Source organism: Paenibacillus sp. FSL R5-0517 (genome assembly GCF_037974355.1).
Lineage (GTDB): Bacteria > Bacillota > Bacilli > Paenibacillales > Paenibacillaceae > Paenibacillus.
In genome coordinates this window covers 5,139,197-5,156,195 of the sequence record NZ_CP150235.1, presented here as the reverse complement: position 1 = coordinate 5,156,195, position 16,999 = coordinate 5,139,197, and the positions used below count along the sequence as shown (strand labels likewise).

Below are 16,999 nucleotides of genomic sequence, written 5' to 3'. Positions count from 1 at the left end.
GTGGTCATGAAATAACGTTCTTATGTATCCTTCTTTCTTGGAGGTGCAGTGTCCTAAGTAACACTGTATCCTCCAGGAAAGTAGCTAGTTTATACATATATATGTTCATTCACCTGACTTGTATTTAACGAAAGCGGGATAGGGCGAACCTGCTGATATCCTGATCCGTGTGCCCCGTTTGCACCAAATCGGATAATATTTGCCCAATGGCACTTGCGAACTTGAAGCCATGACCGGAGAAACCGCCGGCCAGCCACACATGTTCATGGGCAGGGTGTCGGTCGATTATAAAATCTTCATCCGAAGTGAATTCATACTTGCATACACTGCCGCGCTTCAACTCCCCAGCTGCTTGCGGCATATGAAGCTCAAGCAATCTTCGAAGATCACCCTCATCCGACTCTTCCGTACCAAAAGGTGCCATTGTACTTCCAGGTGTCCACACCTGACCCGTATCATGACGCCCCATCTTCAGTCCTGATCCGCCAATGCTTGGGAATCCATAATATATACCTTCTTTTCCTGCCAGTGTAAAACCGGGGAAGTGTGCTTCGCCATACAAGGCTTCAGGTGCATCAAACCATCCAACCGTTTTACGTACAGCCTGAATCGGGAGATCCACGAAGGGCTTCAACGTCTGGAACCAGGCACCAGCGCTTAGGATGATGTGATTTGCATGGTATGTCTCACCACTCGAAGTTTGAACTGCAACGGAATGTGGTCCGTATTCAATATGTTCTACGCGAGTATGCGTTAACAAGGTTGCACCATGAGACTCGGCTGCCTTGCGAAAGGCACGAATACAGGGTTCACTATATAAATAACCTGCATCAGGCTCATACATGCCCTCGTAATGTTCAGGTACGGTAATCCCTGGCCAGCGTTTCATCACCTCGGCTGCATGCAATATTTCATAATGAATGCCTGCATCATCTGCATGGCTCAACCGGTTGTGGAAGGAATGAATCTCCGGATCAACCATATTCAGTACACCAGATGGAACAAACAGTGGATCGCCAGTCGTTTCCTCCAGCTCATGCCATAACTTCTGCGCAAGCAATGCCATAGCGATATAGTCAGGCCCACCACTATACACATGGCGCATCAGTCTTGTATCTCCGTGATGACTTCCTTCCGTATGCGGAGGATCAAAGGCATCTATTAATAGGGTTTTGCATCCACTGCGCGATAGATAGTATCCTGCACTCATGCCCATGGAACCGGCTCCAACGATAATAACGTCATATGATGATGTGATGATGGCACGTCCTCTCCGTATGTATCCTTTTCTACAGTAATGCCTTAATAGAATATATTAATCGTAAAAGCTAGATGGTGGCAAGTGTAGTAAAATGGACTTCTACAATGGATGTTGCAAAGGAGACCAAGTATGAGTGAGCAATTCAGTTTTGATCTATTTCCATTAATTCAGACAGAACGATTCATCCTCCGGTCGGCAGAGGCCAGGGACAACCATGATCTGCTCGCGTTATATTCGGATGAAGCTGTGGTTCAATATATGCCATTTACTCCTTTTGAATCCTTGGAGGATGCACAGGGTGAGATGAAATGGTATAAGAAGATTTTTAAGGAACACACGGGCTTACGTTGGATGATTGAAGACCGTGAAACTCGTAAAGTGATCGGAACCTGTGGGTTCCTGAACTATGAAGATGTACATAACCGTGCTGAGATCGGATACGACTTGTGCTCCTCTTTCTGGGGTCGCGGAGTCATGACGGAAGTGGCCCATGCCGTGTTACATTGTGGATTCACGCATATGCAACTCAATAAGATCGAAGCTAAGGTTGAACCGGAGAACGAGGCCTCAATTCGCCTACTACACAAGCTTGGTTTTCAGAAGGAAGGTTTGCTTCGGCAGCATGAGTTCGAGAAAGGCAGATATATTGACCTTGCGGTGTTCTCCAAGTTACGAAGCGAAATATAGGCAAGATAGCCCACAATGATTCCAATGACACCATCTCATTCCAGAGCCGAAAGCTTGTCCCTCTGAATGAGCCCGTGCTATATTGGAGAGATGTGAGGAGATGAGGATATGAAGCTGGTGTCCTGGAATGTGAATGGTTTAAGGGCATGTGTGACCAAAGGATTTATGGATTATTATCAGGAGAGTCAGGCGGATATTTTCTGCCTTCAGGAGACCAAATTACAAGCCGGACAGATTGAGATGGACCTGGGGGAAGACGTTTATCAATATTGGAATTATGCGATCAAAAAAGGTTATTCGGGTACGGCTGTATTTAGCCGAATCAAGCCGATATCCGTTCGTTACGGGATGGAGGAGGACAGCGAGCCAGAAGGCCGGATGATTACGCTGGAGTATGATGAGTTTTATCTGGTGAACGTGTATACACCAAATGCCAAGCGGGATCTCACCCGGCTGCCCTATCGTCTGGAATGGGAGGACCGATTCCGGGGGTATATTCTGCAACTGGAGCAGATCAAACCGGTTATCGTCTGCGGTGACCTGAATGTGGCTCATCAGGAGATCGATCTGAAGAATCCGAAGCCCAATCTGGGCAATTCCGGCTTTACCCTTGAAGAGCGTGGCAAGATGACCGATTTGCTTGCTTCCGGGTATGTGGACAGCTTCCGGCATCTGTATCCGGATCGTACGGATGTGTACAGTTGGTGGTCTTATATGCCGAAAGTCAGAGAACGGAACGTGGGCTGGCGCATTGATTATTTTCTCGTATCCAATCAATTGGCACCCAAGGTGGCGGATGCACATATCGACTGCCATGTGATGGGCAGTGATCATTGCCCGGTGGGTCTTACATTGCAACTATAGGTAAGGATCGGCGTGAGATGGATTGAGCTAAGAAACTTAGAATACAAGTGTAGATGAACTGCAAGTTTCCTAGATGGGAGATTTGCAGTTTTTTTGGCGTTACGGGTAGGGGATTGAAACTGGACTTTGGTTGGGGAAAGGACTGGACTCTGGATTGTTTCAATCCTGCTATTTCTTGGGTACGATTGAAGCATACATATATAGATGAACCTTTGGGATAAGGGGTAGAGAAGATGAAGAAGGGGTTACGGAGAGGGTTAAAGGTGCTGGGAGGCATGATGCTTGCCACAGGACTTATACTGCTGGCAGGTACAGCGTATGAAGCGTATCAATCCACGCAGGATATGAAGTCTTATCCCCCGCCAGGCAAGTATTATGAAGTGAGTGGTCGCAACATGCATCTCTACACCGCTGGCAGAGGAGAAGTTACGGTGGTTTTTGCCTCAGGCTGGGGTACACCCAATCCGTACGTGGATTTCAGTCCGTTGTATGACAAGTTGAAATCCAAGGTGAAAATTGCGGTATACGATCGGTTTGGGTACGGGTACAGCGACTATACGAATGAACCTCGTGATGTCGATACCATCTCGGAAGAGATCCACCAATTGCTGCGAACATCCGGACAACGTCCACCTTACATCATGGTAGGTCACTCTCTGGGTTCCTTGGAGACACTCCGGTTTGCGCAAAGATACCCTGATGAGGTGGCTGGCATGGTCATGATCGATGGAGGCAGTCCTGAATATTACAGTACGGTGGAGATGGATACGCCCGAATGGTATTTTGCTTCAGCTCGATTCCTGGTGAAAACAGGCGTAGCGCGTACACTGCTTCATTCGGATCGGATGATGGCAACGCTGGTCATTGACCCGAAGTTGGTTTCTACCCCAATGAAAAAAGCCGCCACCATTTCTACACTGAAGCATGCTTACAATGATAACGTCATGGATGAGATGCGTCACGCCAAGATCAATGCATCACGTGTGCTGGAGAACAAAAAGCAATTTTCTTTTCCACTGACAATCCTGACGGCCGGATCAGATCAACCAAGTAAGGGGAGCCGGGCATGGCAAGCAGATCAAGCAAAATTTGCTTCATGGTCCAAACAAGGAAACCAGCGGCTTGTTCCTGACGCCGAGCATTATATTCATAACAGTCAGCCGGATCTTGTCGCTGCCGAAATCATGAATTTAGTAACAACGTCGAGTGACCTATGAGTAACATGATTCCACAAATACATGAAGAACAGGATGAGGAGGAGGGATGGATGAAAAAGTTTAAAGTGATCACCCGATTCCTGTCCATTCTCATAGCCAGTTGTCTGTTGTCTTTAAGTGTATTATCTGTATCTGTGATATGGGTCAAGAATAACGTTCATGCGGTACCTGTAATTGAGTCGTTTGAGCGGGATTAGCACATAAAACGAATAATAAGGAGTGGTATCGGGATGGTGAAGAGAAGGAAGTATATATTGGCCTGTGCGGCACTGGCGATGATGGTGGCCTTGAGTGCTTGCAGCAGTGCAGCAGAAGAACCGACAGGTGATGCAGAGAAGGTGGACACCGAAGTTTCCTCCGGAACGGGTGAACAAGCGACCAATGAAGAAGTGAGCGAAGCAACAACAAGTGGAGTGACAGAGACGGAGGGTACAACTGAGCCAGCCGAATCTGATTCAGATAGCGGTGAGGAGGTCACTGCTGGAACGAATGAGTTGCCAGGGAATTTGCCAAGTGACTTTCCCCTGCCGGAAGATGCAACCATTCGTTTAGCCAATTCCGGTGAGAATGAAGGCAAGCAATCGGCCATGGTGATCTTCACCACGGAACAAGATATGAAGACCATATCCAAGCTGTACAAAGATTACTTCGATGCCAAAAAGTTGACGGATGCGGGTCAGACGATTGATGACAAAAATATTATTATTCAGGGAACTGACCCGGAAACGCAGGATGCCTGGTCCTTAATTGGAGGGGCATTAGCGTCACAGGAAGGCGTCATTGAACTGACATTGACCTGGTCAGAATCATAGGGAGAACATAAGACTATTGTCCTCTTCTGCTTTCTTTCCTCCTATAATAACGAATCAACGCTAAAATACCTTGCATGCGGAGCCGCATTATTGCTGCACCGCTGCAAGGTATTTTTATTTCGAACTGGAAACCTGACAGGTTACATGGTATGTTATATCATTATAATAGATTAATAGACAACTATAGAAGAAGACAGGAGAGGATTGAACATGATTAGAGTGGGTATTGTTGGTTACGGTAACTTGGGTAAAGGGGTAGAGAAAGCCATTTCCCAGAATGAGGATCTTGAACTGATTGCTGTGTTTACACGTCGTAATCCGGAGCAGATGGTCGCTGAAAGCACAGAAGTTCGCTTTGAGCATATCTCTGCAGCGGAGCAATACATAGGCAAGATCGATGTTATGATCCTCTGTGGTGGCTCGGCAACGGACCTTCCGGAGCAAACACCAGCCATCGCCAAGTTGTTCAATACAGTAGACAGCTTCGATACACATGCCAAGATTCCTGAATTCTACAAGGAAGTGAATGCTGCGGCAGAGCAAGGCGGTCATGTAAGCGTCATTTCCACAGGTTGGGACCCAGGCTTGTTCTCCATGAACCGTCTGCTTGCACAGTCCATCTTGCCAGAAGGAAAAGAGTATACGTTCTGGGGCAAAGGTGTTAGCCAAGGGCACTCGGATGCTATTCGTCGTGTTCCGGGTGTTAAGGCGGGTGTACAGTATACTGTACCTGTGGAAGAGGTTATCAACCGTATTCGTGCAGGAGAGACACCAGAGTTGTCTACACGTGAGAAACATCTGCGTCAATGTTATGTGGTAGCTGAAGAAGGCGCCAATCAGGATGAAATCCGTGAGACGATTGTATCGATGCCTAACTACTTTGCGGATTACGATACTACTGTAACGTTCATTACTGAAGAAGAATTAAAATCCGAGCATGAAGGTATGCCGCATGGTGGATTTGTAATTCGCAGTGGTGTTACAGGTGCCGGTCAAAAGCAAATTATTGAATTCGGTCTGAAACTCGACAGCAATCCTGAATTTACAGCGAGTGTACTTGTAGCGTATGCGAGAGCCGCACAACGTTTGAGCGTGGAAGGACATAAGGGAGCGAAAACGGTATTTGATATTCCGCTCGGTCACCTGTCCCCGAAATCGGCTGAAGATCTTCGCCGCGACTTGTTATAATTCTGCTTCATTTCTGTAGTTTCAATAACAAACAGCTCGTCCTTGGATGTATAGGACGAGCTGTTTTTTGTTTTGTGCTATCCCCAGTGTGAGGGAATGTTGAGATGATCAGGTAACTTGGTATTCACATTACCTTTGGCTGCATTAATCTGCGATTGCGTGAGGAAGATGCCACCTCTCAGGTCTGCACCGCCCAGATCCGTATCCCGTAAGTCCGCACCAATCCAATCGGCATTTCGTATATCTGCATTTTGGAGGTTGGCTGCGATCATTAAAGCCCCTCGGAAGCTTGCGCCCCGCAGGTCAGCCCCTTTTAAGTTGGCACCAAAAAAGTCACTTCCGGTACGTTTTTTATTCTTCTTCGACTTCCCTTGTCCATGAGCGGCGGCGGCTGGCACATTCGCACGTATCATTTCACTGGCCTGAACCAAGAGTTGATTCACCGAGGACCGATAATGAACGATGTCCAGACGCAGGAGGGCCGCAGGCTCCAGATTGCTCAAGCGCTCGATCTCCTCATATAACTCACCGAATGCCGAGTGAAGGGATGATGTCTCCGGTCTCATCATCATTTCCTTCATATAACTGAGCAACTCGTGAATTTGTCGCAAGGCAGGCAGACAATCAAACATCTCCTTTGCAGACTCCGGATGATCACGCCAATCCTTGCCCGCGTAGGTTACTTGAGACAGCTTCTGTCCAGCTCCGAAACAGTCATATACCGTACAGCCTTTGAACCCTTTCTGCCGAAGCTGGGTATGGATACCGCAGCGATTGTCCGTGCGCAGATTGGGACAGGGTGTGCCGCTGGCCTTTTCAAAAGCAAAATCAGATGACTTGCCATAGGGCAAGGCAACACAGCACAGGCCAAAACATTGCTCGCAGTCTGCACTCAGATGAGGACTCTCAGTACTGACAAATGGTTGGTTGGACAATGTAAACACTTCCTTATACGAGTACAAATAAATGGAATTACGTCTGTACCACTTTACCATTGCCCTGCGATTAGAGCAATTAGAGACAATGAAAAAAAGGCGTTTACCCAAATAAGATGGGAACGCCTTTTAATCGTGGAGAATCAAAAATTAAACAACACCTTGAGCGATCATGGAATCAGCGACCTTGAGGAAACCGGCGATATTCGCTCCGGCTACGAGGTTGCCTTCACAGCCATACTCTTCAGCAGCTTCCACACAGCTGTTGTAGATGTTCTTCATGATGTCATGAAGCTTGGCGTCTACTTCTTCAAATGACCAGGACAACCGCATGCTGTTCTGTGACATTTCAAGAGCAGACACGGCTACACCACCAGCATTAGCCGCTTTGGCTGGACCAAACAGTACGCCCGCGCCGTGGAAGACATCAATGGCAGCCAGGGTGGAAGGCATATTTGCGCCTTCGCCAATGGCTTTCACGCCACCTTTAACCAGAAGGGCAGCAGCTTCTTCATCGATCTCATTTTGCGTCGCACACGGAAGAGCGATATCACAAGGAATAGACCAGATTCCTTCACAGCCTTCGGTATATGTAGCATGCGGATGTTCTTTGATGTATTCGCTGATGCGAAGACGATCAACCTCTTTCAGACGTTTCACGGTATCCAGGTTGATACCTTGTGGATCGTATATGTAGCCACCTGAGTCACTGCATGCCACGACTTTGGCTCCAAGCTCCTGGGCTTTTTGAATAGCATAGATGGATACATTACCAGACCCAGAGACTACGACTGTGCTGTCTTGGAAGCTGAGGTCTTTGGATTGCAGCATCTCCTTCACGAAGTACACACATCCGAAGCCAGTGGCTTCCTTACGTGCCAAGCTTCCTCCGTACAGCAGACCTTTACCTGTCAATACGCCTGCTTCATGCCCACCATGGATACGTTTGTATTGGCCGAACATGTAACCGATTTCCCTTGCGCCTACACCAATGTCTCCTGCCGGTACATCGGTATCTGAGCCGATATATTTGTACAGCTCTGTCATGAAGCTTTGCGTGAAACGCATAACTTCCAGATCCGATTTTCCTTTCGGATCGAAGTCAGAACCACCTTTACCACCGCCGATAGGCAGACCGGTCAAGGCATTTTTGAAGATCTGTTCGAAGCCGAGGAACTTAATGATGCCCGAGTATACAGAAGGGTGGAAGCGAAGTCCGCCTTTGTAAGGACCAATGGCACTGTTGAATTGCACCCGGAATCCACGGTTAACCTGAACTTTGCCCTGATCATCTACCCATGGGACACGGAATGTGATTACACGTTCGGGCTCGACAAGCTGTTCCAGCAGACTATGGTTCCGATATTTCGGGTGTGCTTCAATAACTGGAATAAGGGAATCCAGAATTTCTTTGACAGCTTGATGGAACTCGTCTTCATGCGGATTTCTGGCGACAACCGACTCATAGACGGAATGAACATATTCTGCGGCAGTAACTTGAACGGACTCTGTAGTTTCTTTTGTTATCGTGGACACTTTTTCGATGCACTCCTTTATCGTGTTAAAGTCTTTAAATACCTATTTGCATAAATTGAATAAAAGTTTGTAGTTAAATATACAGTAAAGCAAATAAAAATACGAGATATAAATTCATAAAATGTTTTTTATGCAGTAATTAAAATGTTCTATGGATCTACCACATGATGTGAAGAATGGAGTTATTAAATGGAAGATATGACCACAAATGATAATATAAAAGCGAGTTAGACGAATATACTGGATTAAAATATTAGTTTTGGTAAGATGGTAAGAAGGTCTCGTATCCCGAGGCCTTTTAACAATCAGAAGGAGGACAACAAGATGATGAAGAGAAACATGCCAATCAACATGGAGAACAAGGCTTGTATAGGGGGTGAAATCTATTATGAACCATAGGACTTCCCGCCATAATTGCAGAGAGAAGCTGGTGAGCCAGCTATTTACATTCGGTGAAGAGAAAAGAACATTTCTCGACGCCTATTTCGACGTGCGTGATCCAGAGCGAATACAAATGGAAAAACAACTGCTGGCCTATACGGAATATGTGGAAAAACTGCTACTGGGCCCTGATGAAGATCTGGACTCGGCTGTATTGATCGGCAGTCATATTGATTTTGAATATATCGATTTTCATACGTCAGATTCATTCATGATTGTCATGCCAGAAGATACGGATCCGGATGAGGGTCGCATTTCCTTCCTCTCTCCAGTGGGGAGTCAATTGCTGCTTGGCCGCAAAGGGGAAGTTAGGTCTGTCCATACACCATCAGGTTCCATGAGAATACGCATCACAGGCATTGAGCTGCGGGGCGAAACCTTAAACGAGTCGGCCTTGGGAGGTGCAGATCATGCACTTTAAAGAGACAGACTTACCAGGGATTGGACGTAAATACTGGCTGCATACCCGTAGTGGTGAGCACTTGGTCATTGTGATTCATAATGACGAAAGGCGTGACCTGTTCCATATGGAGTCAGGGGATACACCTGAAGAGATGGGGGATATGGTATCTCTTGTCACCCTTGACGATGATGAAGCCCGGGCGGTAGCCGCCATCGTTGGGGGTATGACCTATAAACCGAAGTTTCAAGATGAGCGTGAAGTCATGCTTGAAGGGTTGTTAATCGAATGGCTACGAATTGAACCTCACGCATCAAGCGTAGGCATGACGATTGGTGAACTGGATATCCGTCAGGCTACGGGCGCTGTTATTCTTGCTGTGGTGACCAAGGATAAGGAGAAACATTTTAATCCAGGTCCGGATTATGCTTTTACCGCGGGAGCTACAGTTGTCGTTGCCGGTGAACGGAATCAGATTAAACACCTCAAACAATTGTTGACTGATGGACGGACTTAGCCTATGGATATGCTCATATTCGAAGTGGGAATTGCCGTTGCGCTGATTACACTTACTGGGCTGATATCTTCACGATTACGATTTTCAGTCATTCCTTTCTATATTCTGATTGGTATGGCTGTTGGACCACATGCACCACAGATCGGCATAGTGGATTTGCGTTTTATTGAAAGTTCGACCTTTATTGAATTTATGGGCAGGCTTGGCATTTTGTTTTTGCTATTTTACCTGGGTCTGGAGTTCTCTGTCTCCCGTCTATTAAAGTCTGGTAAAGCCATTCTGACCGGAGGCATGTTCTATGTAGGGCTTAATTTTGTCTCTGGATTACTGTTGGGGTGGTTCATGGATCTGCCCCTTCAGGAGACTCTCGTTGTCTGTGGGATCATGACGAGCTCTTCTACAGCCATTGTAGCCAAAGTGCTCGTTGATCTGAAACGCACCGCAAACCCTGAAACAGAGATTATTATGGGCATGATCATGTTCGATGACTTGTTCATCGCGATTCATATCTCCATCCTGACCGGGCTTGTGCTCAGCGGGGCAACTTCATTCTTAAGTGTTCTGCTGGTATCCCTGTCTGCCCTGCTGTTTATTGTGCTGTTCCTGATTATTGGCAGGAAAAGCATCAAATATATTGATAAGGCACTGAATATCAAGTCATCAGAGTTGTTCCTGCTTACCGTCATGACACTGCTCTTCCTGGTAGCTGGTTTCTCAGAAACATTGCATGTAGCGGAAGCCATCGGAGCATTGATGATGGGTCTTGTGCTGGGCGAATCAAGACATGTCAGTCGGATTGAGCACCAGATCATGCCTTTCAAAGATTTTTTTGGTGCCATTTTCTTCTTCAGTTTTGGTCTGACCATCGAGCCGTCTTCACTTGGCGGAGCAATTGGCATGACGATCATTGCCGTTATACTGACAATCGCCAGTAACTATGGTGCAGGCATGATCGCTGGCAGATTGGCTGGAATGAGTCCTAAGGCCTCCTTGAATGTGGGCTTTACCCTGGTCTCCCGGGGCGAATTCTCCATTATCATGGCGAACATCGGCAAGGCCGGAGGGCTGATGGTATCCATTCAATCGTTTGCCGTATTGTATGTGTTAATTCTGGCTGTGCTGGGGCCTATCCTAACGAAAGAATCTCCGCGGATCTACGCACAGTATGAGCGACTAAGGAAGCGGGTGAAACGAAGGGAGACAGGATGAGGCGATGTAGCTGTCCTTGGACAGTCAGAGAATTCTGACCGCAAGGCCTAATAAGCGTCACACGGTTGGAGTGAGAAATCACTCCGGGGTGTGGCGTTTTTTTATTAATAGAAATGGACCGAATATCGGCTTGAAATCATGCTTAACACACCAATTTATCGTATGTATCCATATCTTGTGCGTGGTCGTGAATGTTCAAATTCAGAGGCAGGACTTTGGATGTGATTTGGCAGAAATGGATTGAAAGTAAAAAGTTATTATGTAAAATAATGTTATATTTGATTCTAGCAGTTGAACGTACCATTTACACGAGAATTAGAGGGGGAATAGCTCATGAACAAGAAAAGTAGATTTCAGCGGTTAAAATGGGCCAGTACAGGGATTTTGCTCAGTCTCGTATTATTTGCTCTACCTGCATCTGCCGCGTGGAATGATACATATCAGGGTTATGCGACGTATACGGGCTCAGGTTACTCGGGAGGTGCGCTGTTGCTTGATCCCATCCCTTCGGACATGAAAATTACTGCACTTAATCCAATCCAGCTCAATTATAACGGTGTCAAAGCTGCTCTAGCGGGAGCCTACCTCGAAGTCCAAGGTCCGAAAGGCAAAACAACGGTCTATGTAACAGACCTCTATCCGGAGGGTGCCAGTGGAGCGCTCGATCTATCGCCAAATGCCTTTAACCTGATTGGTGACCCAAAGGCAGGCAGAATCAATATCAGCTGGAAAGTAGTCAAAGCTCCCACCCAAGGCAATGTCTCCTATCGGATCAAGGAAGGCAGCAGTCAGTGGTGGGCAGCCATTCAGGTCCGCAACCATAAGTATCCGGTGCTGAAGTTCGAAGTGAAACAGAAGGATGGTACGTGGCTCAATCTTGAAAAGCAGGACTATAATCATTTCCTCGGAACCGGACTGGGCAAAGAAAAACTATACGTTCGTATGACCGATATTCGCGGTCAGGTAATAAATGACACGATCCCAGCTCTACCTAATGATGGATCAGGTGGTGCGTACATCGTACCGGGCAATGTCCAGTTTTCGGATTGACAGATATACGAAGGTGTTATAAAAAGAAGTATGTTCATTGACGTATTCTTAACGAAAAGTCGTACATAGTACGGCTTTTTTTGGGTACATGAAAAGAGGAGAATCAACCGTATGAAAAAAAGTTTGCCTTCATATCAGACAACACATCCCTATTGGAAGCAGTATCAGGCTTTTTTCCCGGAAGAAGTGAGGTTAGGGGAGCATACAGTTCCTGAAGAAGAATGGTGGGAGTCAAATGGGGTTCATCTGCATATGGATCGTTTACCTGCACCGGAGTCTCCAATCAAAATTCTGTTTATTCATGGTGCGGGAGGCAATGGCAGGTTGCTCGCTCCGTATGCCCGCATGTTGCAGCGACATGGATACGAGGTGGTATCGCCGGATCTTCCGCCATATGGGTTAAGTTACGCAATGTCTGGTACACGTATCAACTACGAACTATGGATAGAGTTACTTGTGTCACTCATCAAACGGGAATACATGAAAGATGGCAAGCCCATCGTTGTATTGGGAAGTAGCATCGGAGGGATGCTTGCCTATCACACCAGTGCACGTAGCAAGCACGTTAAGGGTCTGATCGCAACTACCTTTGTAGACACGAGTAATCAGGAAATGCGTGATCAGCTTGCACCGAACCTTCTGGTGAGCCGTGTGGGGAAACGTATGATGGATCTGTTCCCTGGTTTGCTGGACCATGTACGTATTTCGGTCAAGCAGGTATCCCGGATGCAACTGATTACGAATAACCAGGACTTAACCCGGCTTATTATGGATGATCCACAAGCGGCAGCTACGCGCATTCCGTTGGAATTATTAAGAACATTCCTTGATAAAGAACCGGAAGTAAGCCCGGAACAGTTCAGCCAGTGTCCGGTCCTGTTGGTTCACCCCGAATTGGACCCCATGACACCGATCAGGTTCAGCCAACCTTTTTTTGATCGTTTGGTGGTAGATAAGGAATGCATCATTTTGGAGGGTGCAGGCCATTTTCCTATAGAACAGCCAGGACTGAAGCAGTTGGAGGTAGCGGTGTTACGATTTTTACAAGAGATTCAATAATTCAATGATATAAGGTCATGATATGGCTTCAAAAATACATAGTTCTCATATCTTTAATATAGAAAACACCTCCCATTAAGGGAAGTGAATTTGAATGTTTTTGATATGAATTGCACGACCGCCAACCTGAATCTGTATAATTTCATTGGAGCTGTCCAAAGTTAATCTGGCCCGGATTTCGGAGGGGCGGTTCATGGTATACCCTTGTCTGATCGTATACGTGTGATGATGAGGATCTGTAAGCTGGTTGTAATGGTGTAAATAACAGAGCATGGCACCATTGGAGGTACCCGTTGCACTCTCTTCCGGTATATCATACAGTGGTGCAAAATTACGACATTCGGTCAGAACGTCCATAACATCTGATTCGAGTGTAAACACGTGATAACCTATGGCATGATGAGCCTTGCTTATTTCCGTGATACGCTGGAAGTCAGGATCAATTTTGGTCAGAACATCAACATCTTTAACAGCTATCATGATATCAGGTAGCCCGGTAGACACAATCTGTACAGGAAGTTCGGAATGTAAATCCTCCGTAGAAATACGTAATGAATCGGCAATCTGCTGACGATCCACGATCTCCCCAAACTCCGGCAAAGTCTGTGCTAGGTAGACTTCTCCATTGTCTTCAATAACAACTTTAAGAATTCCGGCGAGTGTCTCCAGTGTATATGTACCAACATCAACGAGATGTTGTGTTTTCATTAGATAAAATAAAGCAATTGTGGCATGTCCGCAGAGATCAACTTCATCACTTGGAGTGAAGAAACGTACTTTGAAATCAGCCTGTTCCGATGGCATAACAAATGCAGTTTCTGAAAAACCGACTTGTCTGGCTATCTCCTGCATCTGGGATTCAGACAAATGCGCTGCTTGTAAAACAACACCTGCGGGGTTTCCGCCAAGAGCCTTGTCCGAAAATGCATGTAATGTACTTACTTCAACTTCCATATTGTTACCTCACTTGTTCAAGTATTGGATTAAGGACTAACATAATCAATAATCGACATTATATCATGATTGTTGAACTGGATAGTGAATCCCTTGATTGCTGTGATTTTTTGAATGAATAGGTCAAGTGACTGCTGGGAAAGGGTAATGAAGGGAGAGAGAGCAAAAGATAATCCAATGGAAAGGCTGGGATCTCTAATGAAAGCAATTGTGATTGAGGAATTTGGTGGAGCGGAACAATTGAAGGAACAAGAAGTAGCCAAACCAGCATGTGGAGTGAATCAGGTGCTGATCCGAACGCATGCCACGTCGGTCAATCCAGTGGATTTTAAGATTAGACAAGGCTATATGAAAGAAGCAGCGGATAATTTTCCGTTGATTCTGGGCGGAGATGTTGCGGGTACTGTGGCTGAAGTAGGCTCAAATGTTACAAGGTTCAGAGAAGGTGACAGGGTATTTGCACGTCCGCGCGAATTCGGAACCTATGCAGAATATGTCCCAGTTGATGCAGACATTATTGCCCGTATACCGGAGAATTTAAGCTTCGAGGAAGCGGCAGCGATCCCGCTGGCAGCGATGACGGCTTGGCAAGCTCTTGTAGATCATGGACGTCTAGGTAAAGGGCAGAAGGTACTCATCCATGCTGGGTCAGGTGGTGTGGGAACGTATGCCATTCAGATTGCCAAGTCCCTCGGCGCTGAAGTGGCTTCTACGGCCAGTGATTCAAACGAAGCGTTACTTCGATCGCTGGGTGTGGATCATTTTATCAACTATAAAAAAGAAGATTTCTCGGAGATTCTCTCCGGTTATGATGTTGTACTGGACACCATGGGTGGTGATATTCAGCGCGACAGCTTCAAGGTGTTGAAGTCCGGCGGGCATCTGGTATCCTTGGTGGAACAACCGGATGAGAAGCTTGCCAAGGAAGCTGGAGTGACGGCCAACGTCTTCATGATGGAGCCCAAAGGGGATCAACTGGATCAGTTGGCTGAACTGGCTGCGGAAGGCAAACTCAAATCGGTTATTGATGGAACCTACCCGTTAACTGAGCAGGGATTAAGGGAAGCACACGAGAAAAGTGAATCCCATCATACGCGTGGAAAACTCGTTATTCAGGTGCAATAGAGTTCATTAACTCATAGAAGTATGTGGACTCTTGAGTCCGATTCAGATTGTACCAGGCCTGTAAAGTTTCTGGTGTGAAGACATTCAGCTTCTTCAGTACATGCATCGTAAATTCTAACGGAGCTATTCCAGATGCAGTAACTACATTTCCATCGGTTACTGCTGGCTCCGTTTGATAATAAGTTTCTCCGGTATAATCTGGACATATCATCTTCAGGTATTGCAGATCATTGCTTGTATGCTGTATGGAGTCCAGTAACCCCATCTTTGCGAGTCTAACTGTGGCACCACAAATGGCCGCAACAACCGTACCTTTTTCTATAGCGTCAGTAACTTTTTTTAATAGGGGATCATGGATGGTGTCCATCCAGGTATTTCCTCCCGGAAGAATGATGACGTCGTTACCTTTCAACGTACATTCATCAATCGAAATATGGGGAAGGATGTTCAATCCGCCCATGGTCGTTACCGGATGTTGATCTGCACCTACGGTTACAACCTGTAAAGGCTCAATATCTTTCTTAAAATATCTTCCCGAGTTCAGTTCCGCAGTTAAATAACCTACCTCCCAGTCTGACATCGTATTAAATACATAAAGATATATGTTCTTCTTTTGCATCATACACACCCCTTTTGTTATTCATGATTGATTGGATTACTCTTGTATTATAAAAAAACTTCACTGACATTTACCGTCAGTAAAGTTTTCAAACTTGATAATGATCAATGAGATCATGCAGAACTTCAACCATCCTTTGCTTCAAACTTATAGGTTCAATGACCTGAACAGATCTGCCATAGGATAAAAGCAAGATAGGAACATATTGAAGGATGTCTTCTTTGTCGAGTGAGAATGTTGCTTTTTCAGCAGTCCGTTCTTGGAGATGGTGTCCCAAAAACCAATGCAGGCATAGGCCATCCAGTGTGCTTGATTTACCTGTAAGCACCAGAGGAATAAATGATGTCGGATTTTGTGCTTCCGGAAGGAGGCTGCCTCTGAAAAATTCACTTGCCGAAAAATGAGGTGGTCGGTTGAACATCATTTCTGTCTGGTTAGCACAAATGATTCGATCCACTCTAAAACTGCGAATGTCATTCCGAAAATGACAAAAGGCTATAACATACCAATGATGATTCCAATAGATTATTCCATAGGGGTCCACGATTCTACACTTGGATTGCTCTTCGTGACTGGTTAGGTAATCGATTTCTACAGACGACTTTTGGAGTACACTTTGCTCTAATGTCTTTAATATGATCTCAGTACTGGGCTCTATTCTTGGCTTCCCAAGGGAACCGATCACTTCAACCCCTTCAAATTGTTGCTTAATCATATTCTCCTGTTCTTGATTGGAGTGCATCATAAGCTTTGAAGTTGCGCTATCTAATGCCTCTCCTAAAAAATACCCAGCTTCTTTGGCGAATATGGCAGCATGAAGTAATGTCGTTTTCTCTCCTACATCCAAAAGAAGAGGACTTTTAATGAATTGATTCAAGAGAGTATACCCGCCATGATGACCCGTGTCAGATATTATCGGTACTCCACTGGCGCAAAGTGCATCCATATAACGGTAAACGGTTCGTATATTCATTTCTAATTTTTCAGATATTTGATGGGCTGTAATTTTTCGGCCTGAGTTAAGCAGCCATAGGATGGCCAACATATTATCCAGCTTAGACATTAATTTCACCTCAGAGATTAATCAATCATTTATTTTCTGGTGTAATAGGATATAATAGGGGA

The 16,999-nt window shown here is 45.9% G+C and carries 18 protein-coding genes; 12 read left to right on the top strand and 6 right to left on the bottom strand.

Features of this window, described 5'->3' with window-relative positions; genetic code table 11:
• Positions 1-124: 124 nt before the first annotated feature.
• Positions 125-1,258 (bottom strand): N-methyl-L-tryptophan oxidase, encoded by a 1,134-nt coding sequence (gene solA / locus MKX40_RS23020; protein WP_339243170.1) that lies wholly within the window; start codon positions 1,256-1,258, stop codon positions 125-127.
• A 132-nt stretch (positions 1,259-1,390) separates the two neighbouring features.
• On the opposite strand from solA, the gene MKX40_RS23015 reads away from it, so the two are divergent.
• The 6 genes from MKX40_RS23015 (at position 1,391) to MKX40_RS22990 (ending at position 6,029) form a co-directional block, all read left to right on the top strand.
• A complete protein-coding gene (locus MKX40_RS23015; protein ID WP_339236585.1) occupies positions 1,391-1,948 on the top strand; it encodes a GNAT family protein in 558 nt (185 codons plus the stop codon).
• Between the two features lie 108 nt (positions 1,949-2,056).
• Complete coding sequence (locus tag MKX40_RS23010; protein WP_339236583.1) at positions 2,057-2,812, top strand: exodeoxyribonuclease III; 756 nt, start codon at positions 2,057-2,059, stop codon at positions 2,810-2,812.
• Positions 2,813-3,045: 233 nt separating this feature from the next.
• On the top strand, positions 3,046-4,029 hold the full coding sequence (locus tag MKX40_RS23005; protein WP_339236580.1) for an alpha/beta hydrolase: 984 nt from the start codon (positions 3,046-3,048) through the stop codon (positions 4,027-4,029).
• 50 nt (positions 4,030-4,079) lie between these two features.
• Positions 4,080-4,226, top strand: a complete 147-nt coding sequence (locus MKX40_RS23000) for a hypothetical protein (RefSeq protein ID WP_339236578.1) — start codon at positions 4,080-4,082, stop codon at positions 4,224-4,226.
• Between the two features lie 33 nt (positions 4,227-4,259).
• Positions 4,260-4,841: a hypothetical protein gene (locus MKX40_RS22995; protein WP_339236575.1), complete on the top strand. Its 582-nt coding sequence runs from the start codon at positions 4,260-4,262 to the stop codon at positions 4,839-4,841.
• A 204-nt stretch (positions 4,842-5,045) separates the two neighbouring features.
• Positions 5,046-6,029: a diaminopimelate dehydrogenase gene (locus MKX40_RS22990; protein ID WP_339236573.1), complete on the top strand. Its 984-nt coding sequence runs from the start codon at positions 5,046-5,048 to the stop codon at positions 6,027-6,029.
• Positions 6,030-6,106: 77 nt separating this feature from the next.
• Here the strand turns inward: MKX40_RS22990 and MKX40_RS22985 are convergent, their stop codons facing one another.
• Together MKX40_RS22985 and gdhA are read right to left on the bottom strand one after the other, a co-directional pair.
• The gene (locus MKX40_RS22985; protein WP_339236571.1) at positions 6,107-6,964 is read right to left on the bottom strand and encodes a pentapeptide repeat-containing protein; all 858 of its coding nucleotides are present in this window, start codon (positions 6,962-6,964) and stop codon (positions 6,107-6,109) included.
• A 150-nt stretch (positions 6,965-7,114) separates the two neighbouring features.
• A complete protein-coding gene (gene gdhA, locus MKX40_RS22980; RefSeq protein ID WP_339236569.1) occupies positions 7,115-8,500 on the bottom strand; it encodes an NADP-specific glutamate dehydrogenase in 1,386 nt (461 codons plus the stop codon).
• 388 nt (positions 8,501-8,888) lie between these two features.
• Between gdhA and MKX40_RS22975 the strand changes: the two genes are divergently transcribed.
• The 5 genes from MKX40_RS22975 to MKX40_RS22955 all read left to right on the top strand — a co-directional run bounded on the left by MKX40_RS22975 (position 8,889) and on the right by MKX40_RS22955 (position 13,176).
• Positions 8,889-9,362 carry a GreA/GreB family elongation factor gene (locus MKX40_RS22975; RefSeq protein ID WP_339236567.1) on the top strand — a complete coding sequence of 158 codons (474 nt, stop codon included), beginning with the start codon at positions 8,889-8,891 and terminating at the stop codon, positions 9,360-9,362.
• On the top strand, positions 9,352-9,858 hold the full coding sequence (locus MKX40_RS22970) for a cation:proton antiporter regulatory subunit (protein ID WP_339236564.1): 507 nt from the start codon (positions 9,352-9,354) through the stop codon (positions 9,856-9,858). Before MKX40_RS22975 ends, MKX40_RS22970 begins: the two co-directional genes overlap by 11 nt.
• Positions 9,859-9,861: 3 nt before the next feature.
• Positions 9,862-11,067, top strand: a complete 1,206-nt coding sequence (locus MKX40_RS22965) for a cation:proton antiporter (protein WP_339236562.1) — start codon at positions 9,862-9,864, stop codon at positions 11,065-11,067.
• A gap of 333 nt (positions 11,068-11,400) precedes the next feature.
• Positions 11,401-12,117: an expansin EXLX1 family cellulose-binding protein gene (locus tag MKX40_RS22960; RefSeq protein ID WP_339236560.1), complete on the top strand. Its 717-nt coding sequence runs from the start codon at positions 11,401-11,403 to the stop codon at positions 12,115-12,117.
• Positions 12,118-12,228: 111 nt separating this feature from the next.
• Entirely contained in the window at positions 12,229-13,176 is a 948-nt protein-coding gene (locus MKX40_RS22955) for an alpha/beta hydrolase (RefSeq protein WP_339236558.1), read from the top strand.
• A 75-nt stretch (positions 13,177-13,251) separates the two neighbouring features.
• On the opposite strand, the gene MKX40_RS22950 is transcribed toward MKX40_RS22955, so the two are convergent.
• Positions 13,252-14,130, bottom strand: a complete 879-nt coding sequence (locus tag MKX40_RS22950) for a PhzF family phenazine biosynthesis protein (protein WP_339236555.1) — start codon at positions 14,128-14,130, stop codon at positions 13,252-13,254.
• Positions 14,131-14,328: 198 nt separating this feature from the next.
• On the opposite strand from MKX40_RS22950, the gene MKX40_RS22945 reads away from it, so the two are divergent.
• Entirely contained in the window at positions 14,329-15,255 is a 927-nt protein-coding gene (locus MKX40_RS22945) for an NADP-dependent oxidoreductase (protein WP_339236552.1), read from the top strand.
• On the opposite strand, the gene MKX40_RS22940 is transcribed toward MKX40_RS22945, so the two are convergent.
• Both MKX40_RS22940 and MKX40_RS22935 read right to left on the bottom strand, forming a co-directional pair.
• Positions 15,239-15,874 (bottom strand): type 1 glutamine amidotransferase family protein, encoded by a 636-nt coding sequence (locus MKX40_RS22940; protein ID WP_339243169.1) that lies wholly within the window; start codon positions 15,872-15,874, stop codon positions 15,239-15,241. The genes MKX40_RS22945 and MKX40_RS22940 overlap by 17 nt on opposite strands.
• Positions 15,875-15,962: 88 nt before the next feature.
• Positions 15,963-16,937, bottom strand: coding sequence for a YafY family protein (locus tag MKX40_RS22935; protein WP_339236549.1), 975 nt, complete (start codon positions 16,935-16,937; stop codon positions 15,963-15,965).
• Positions 16,938-16,999: the final 62 nt, after the last annotated feature.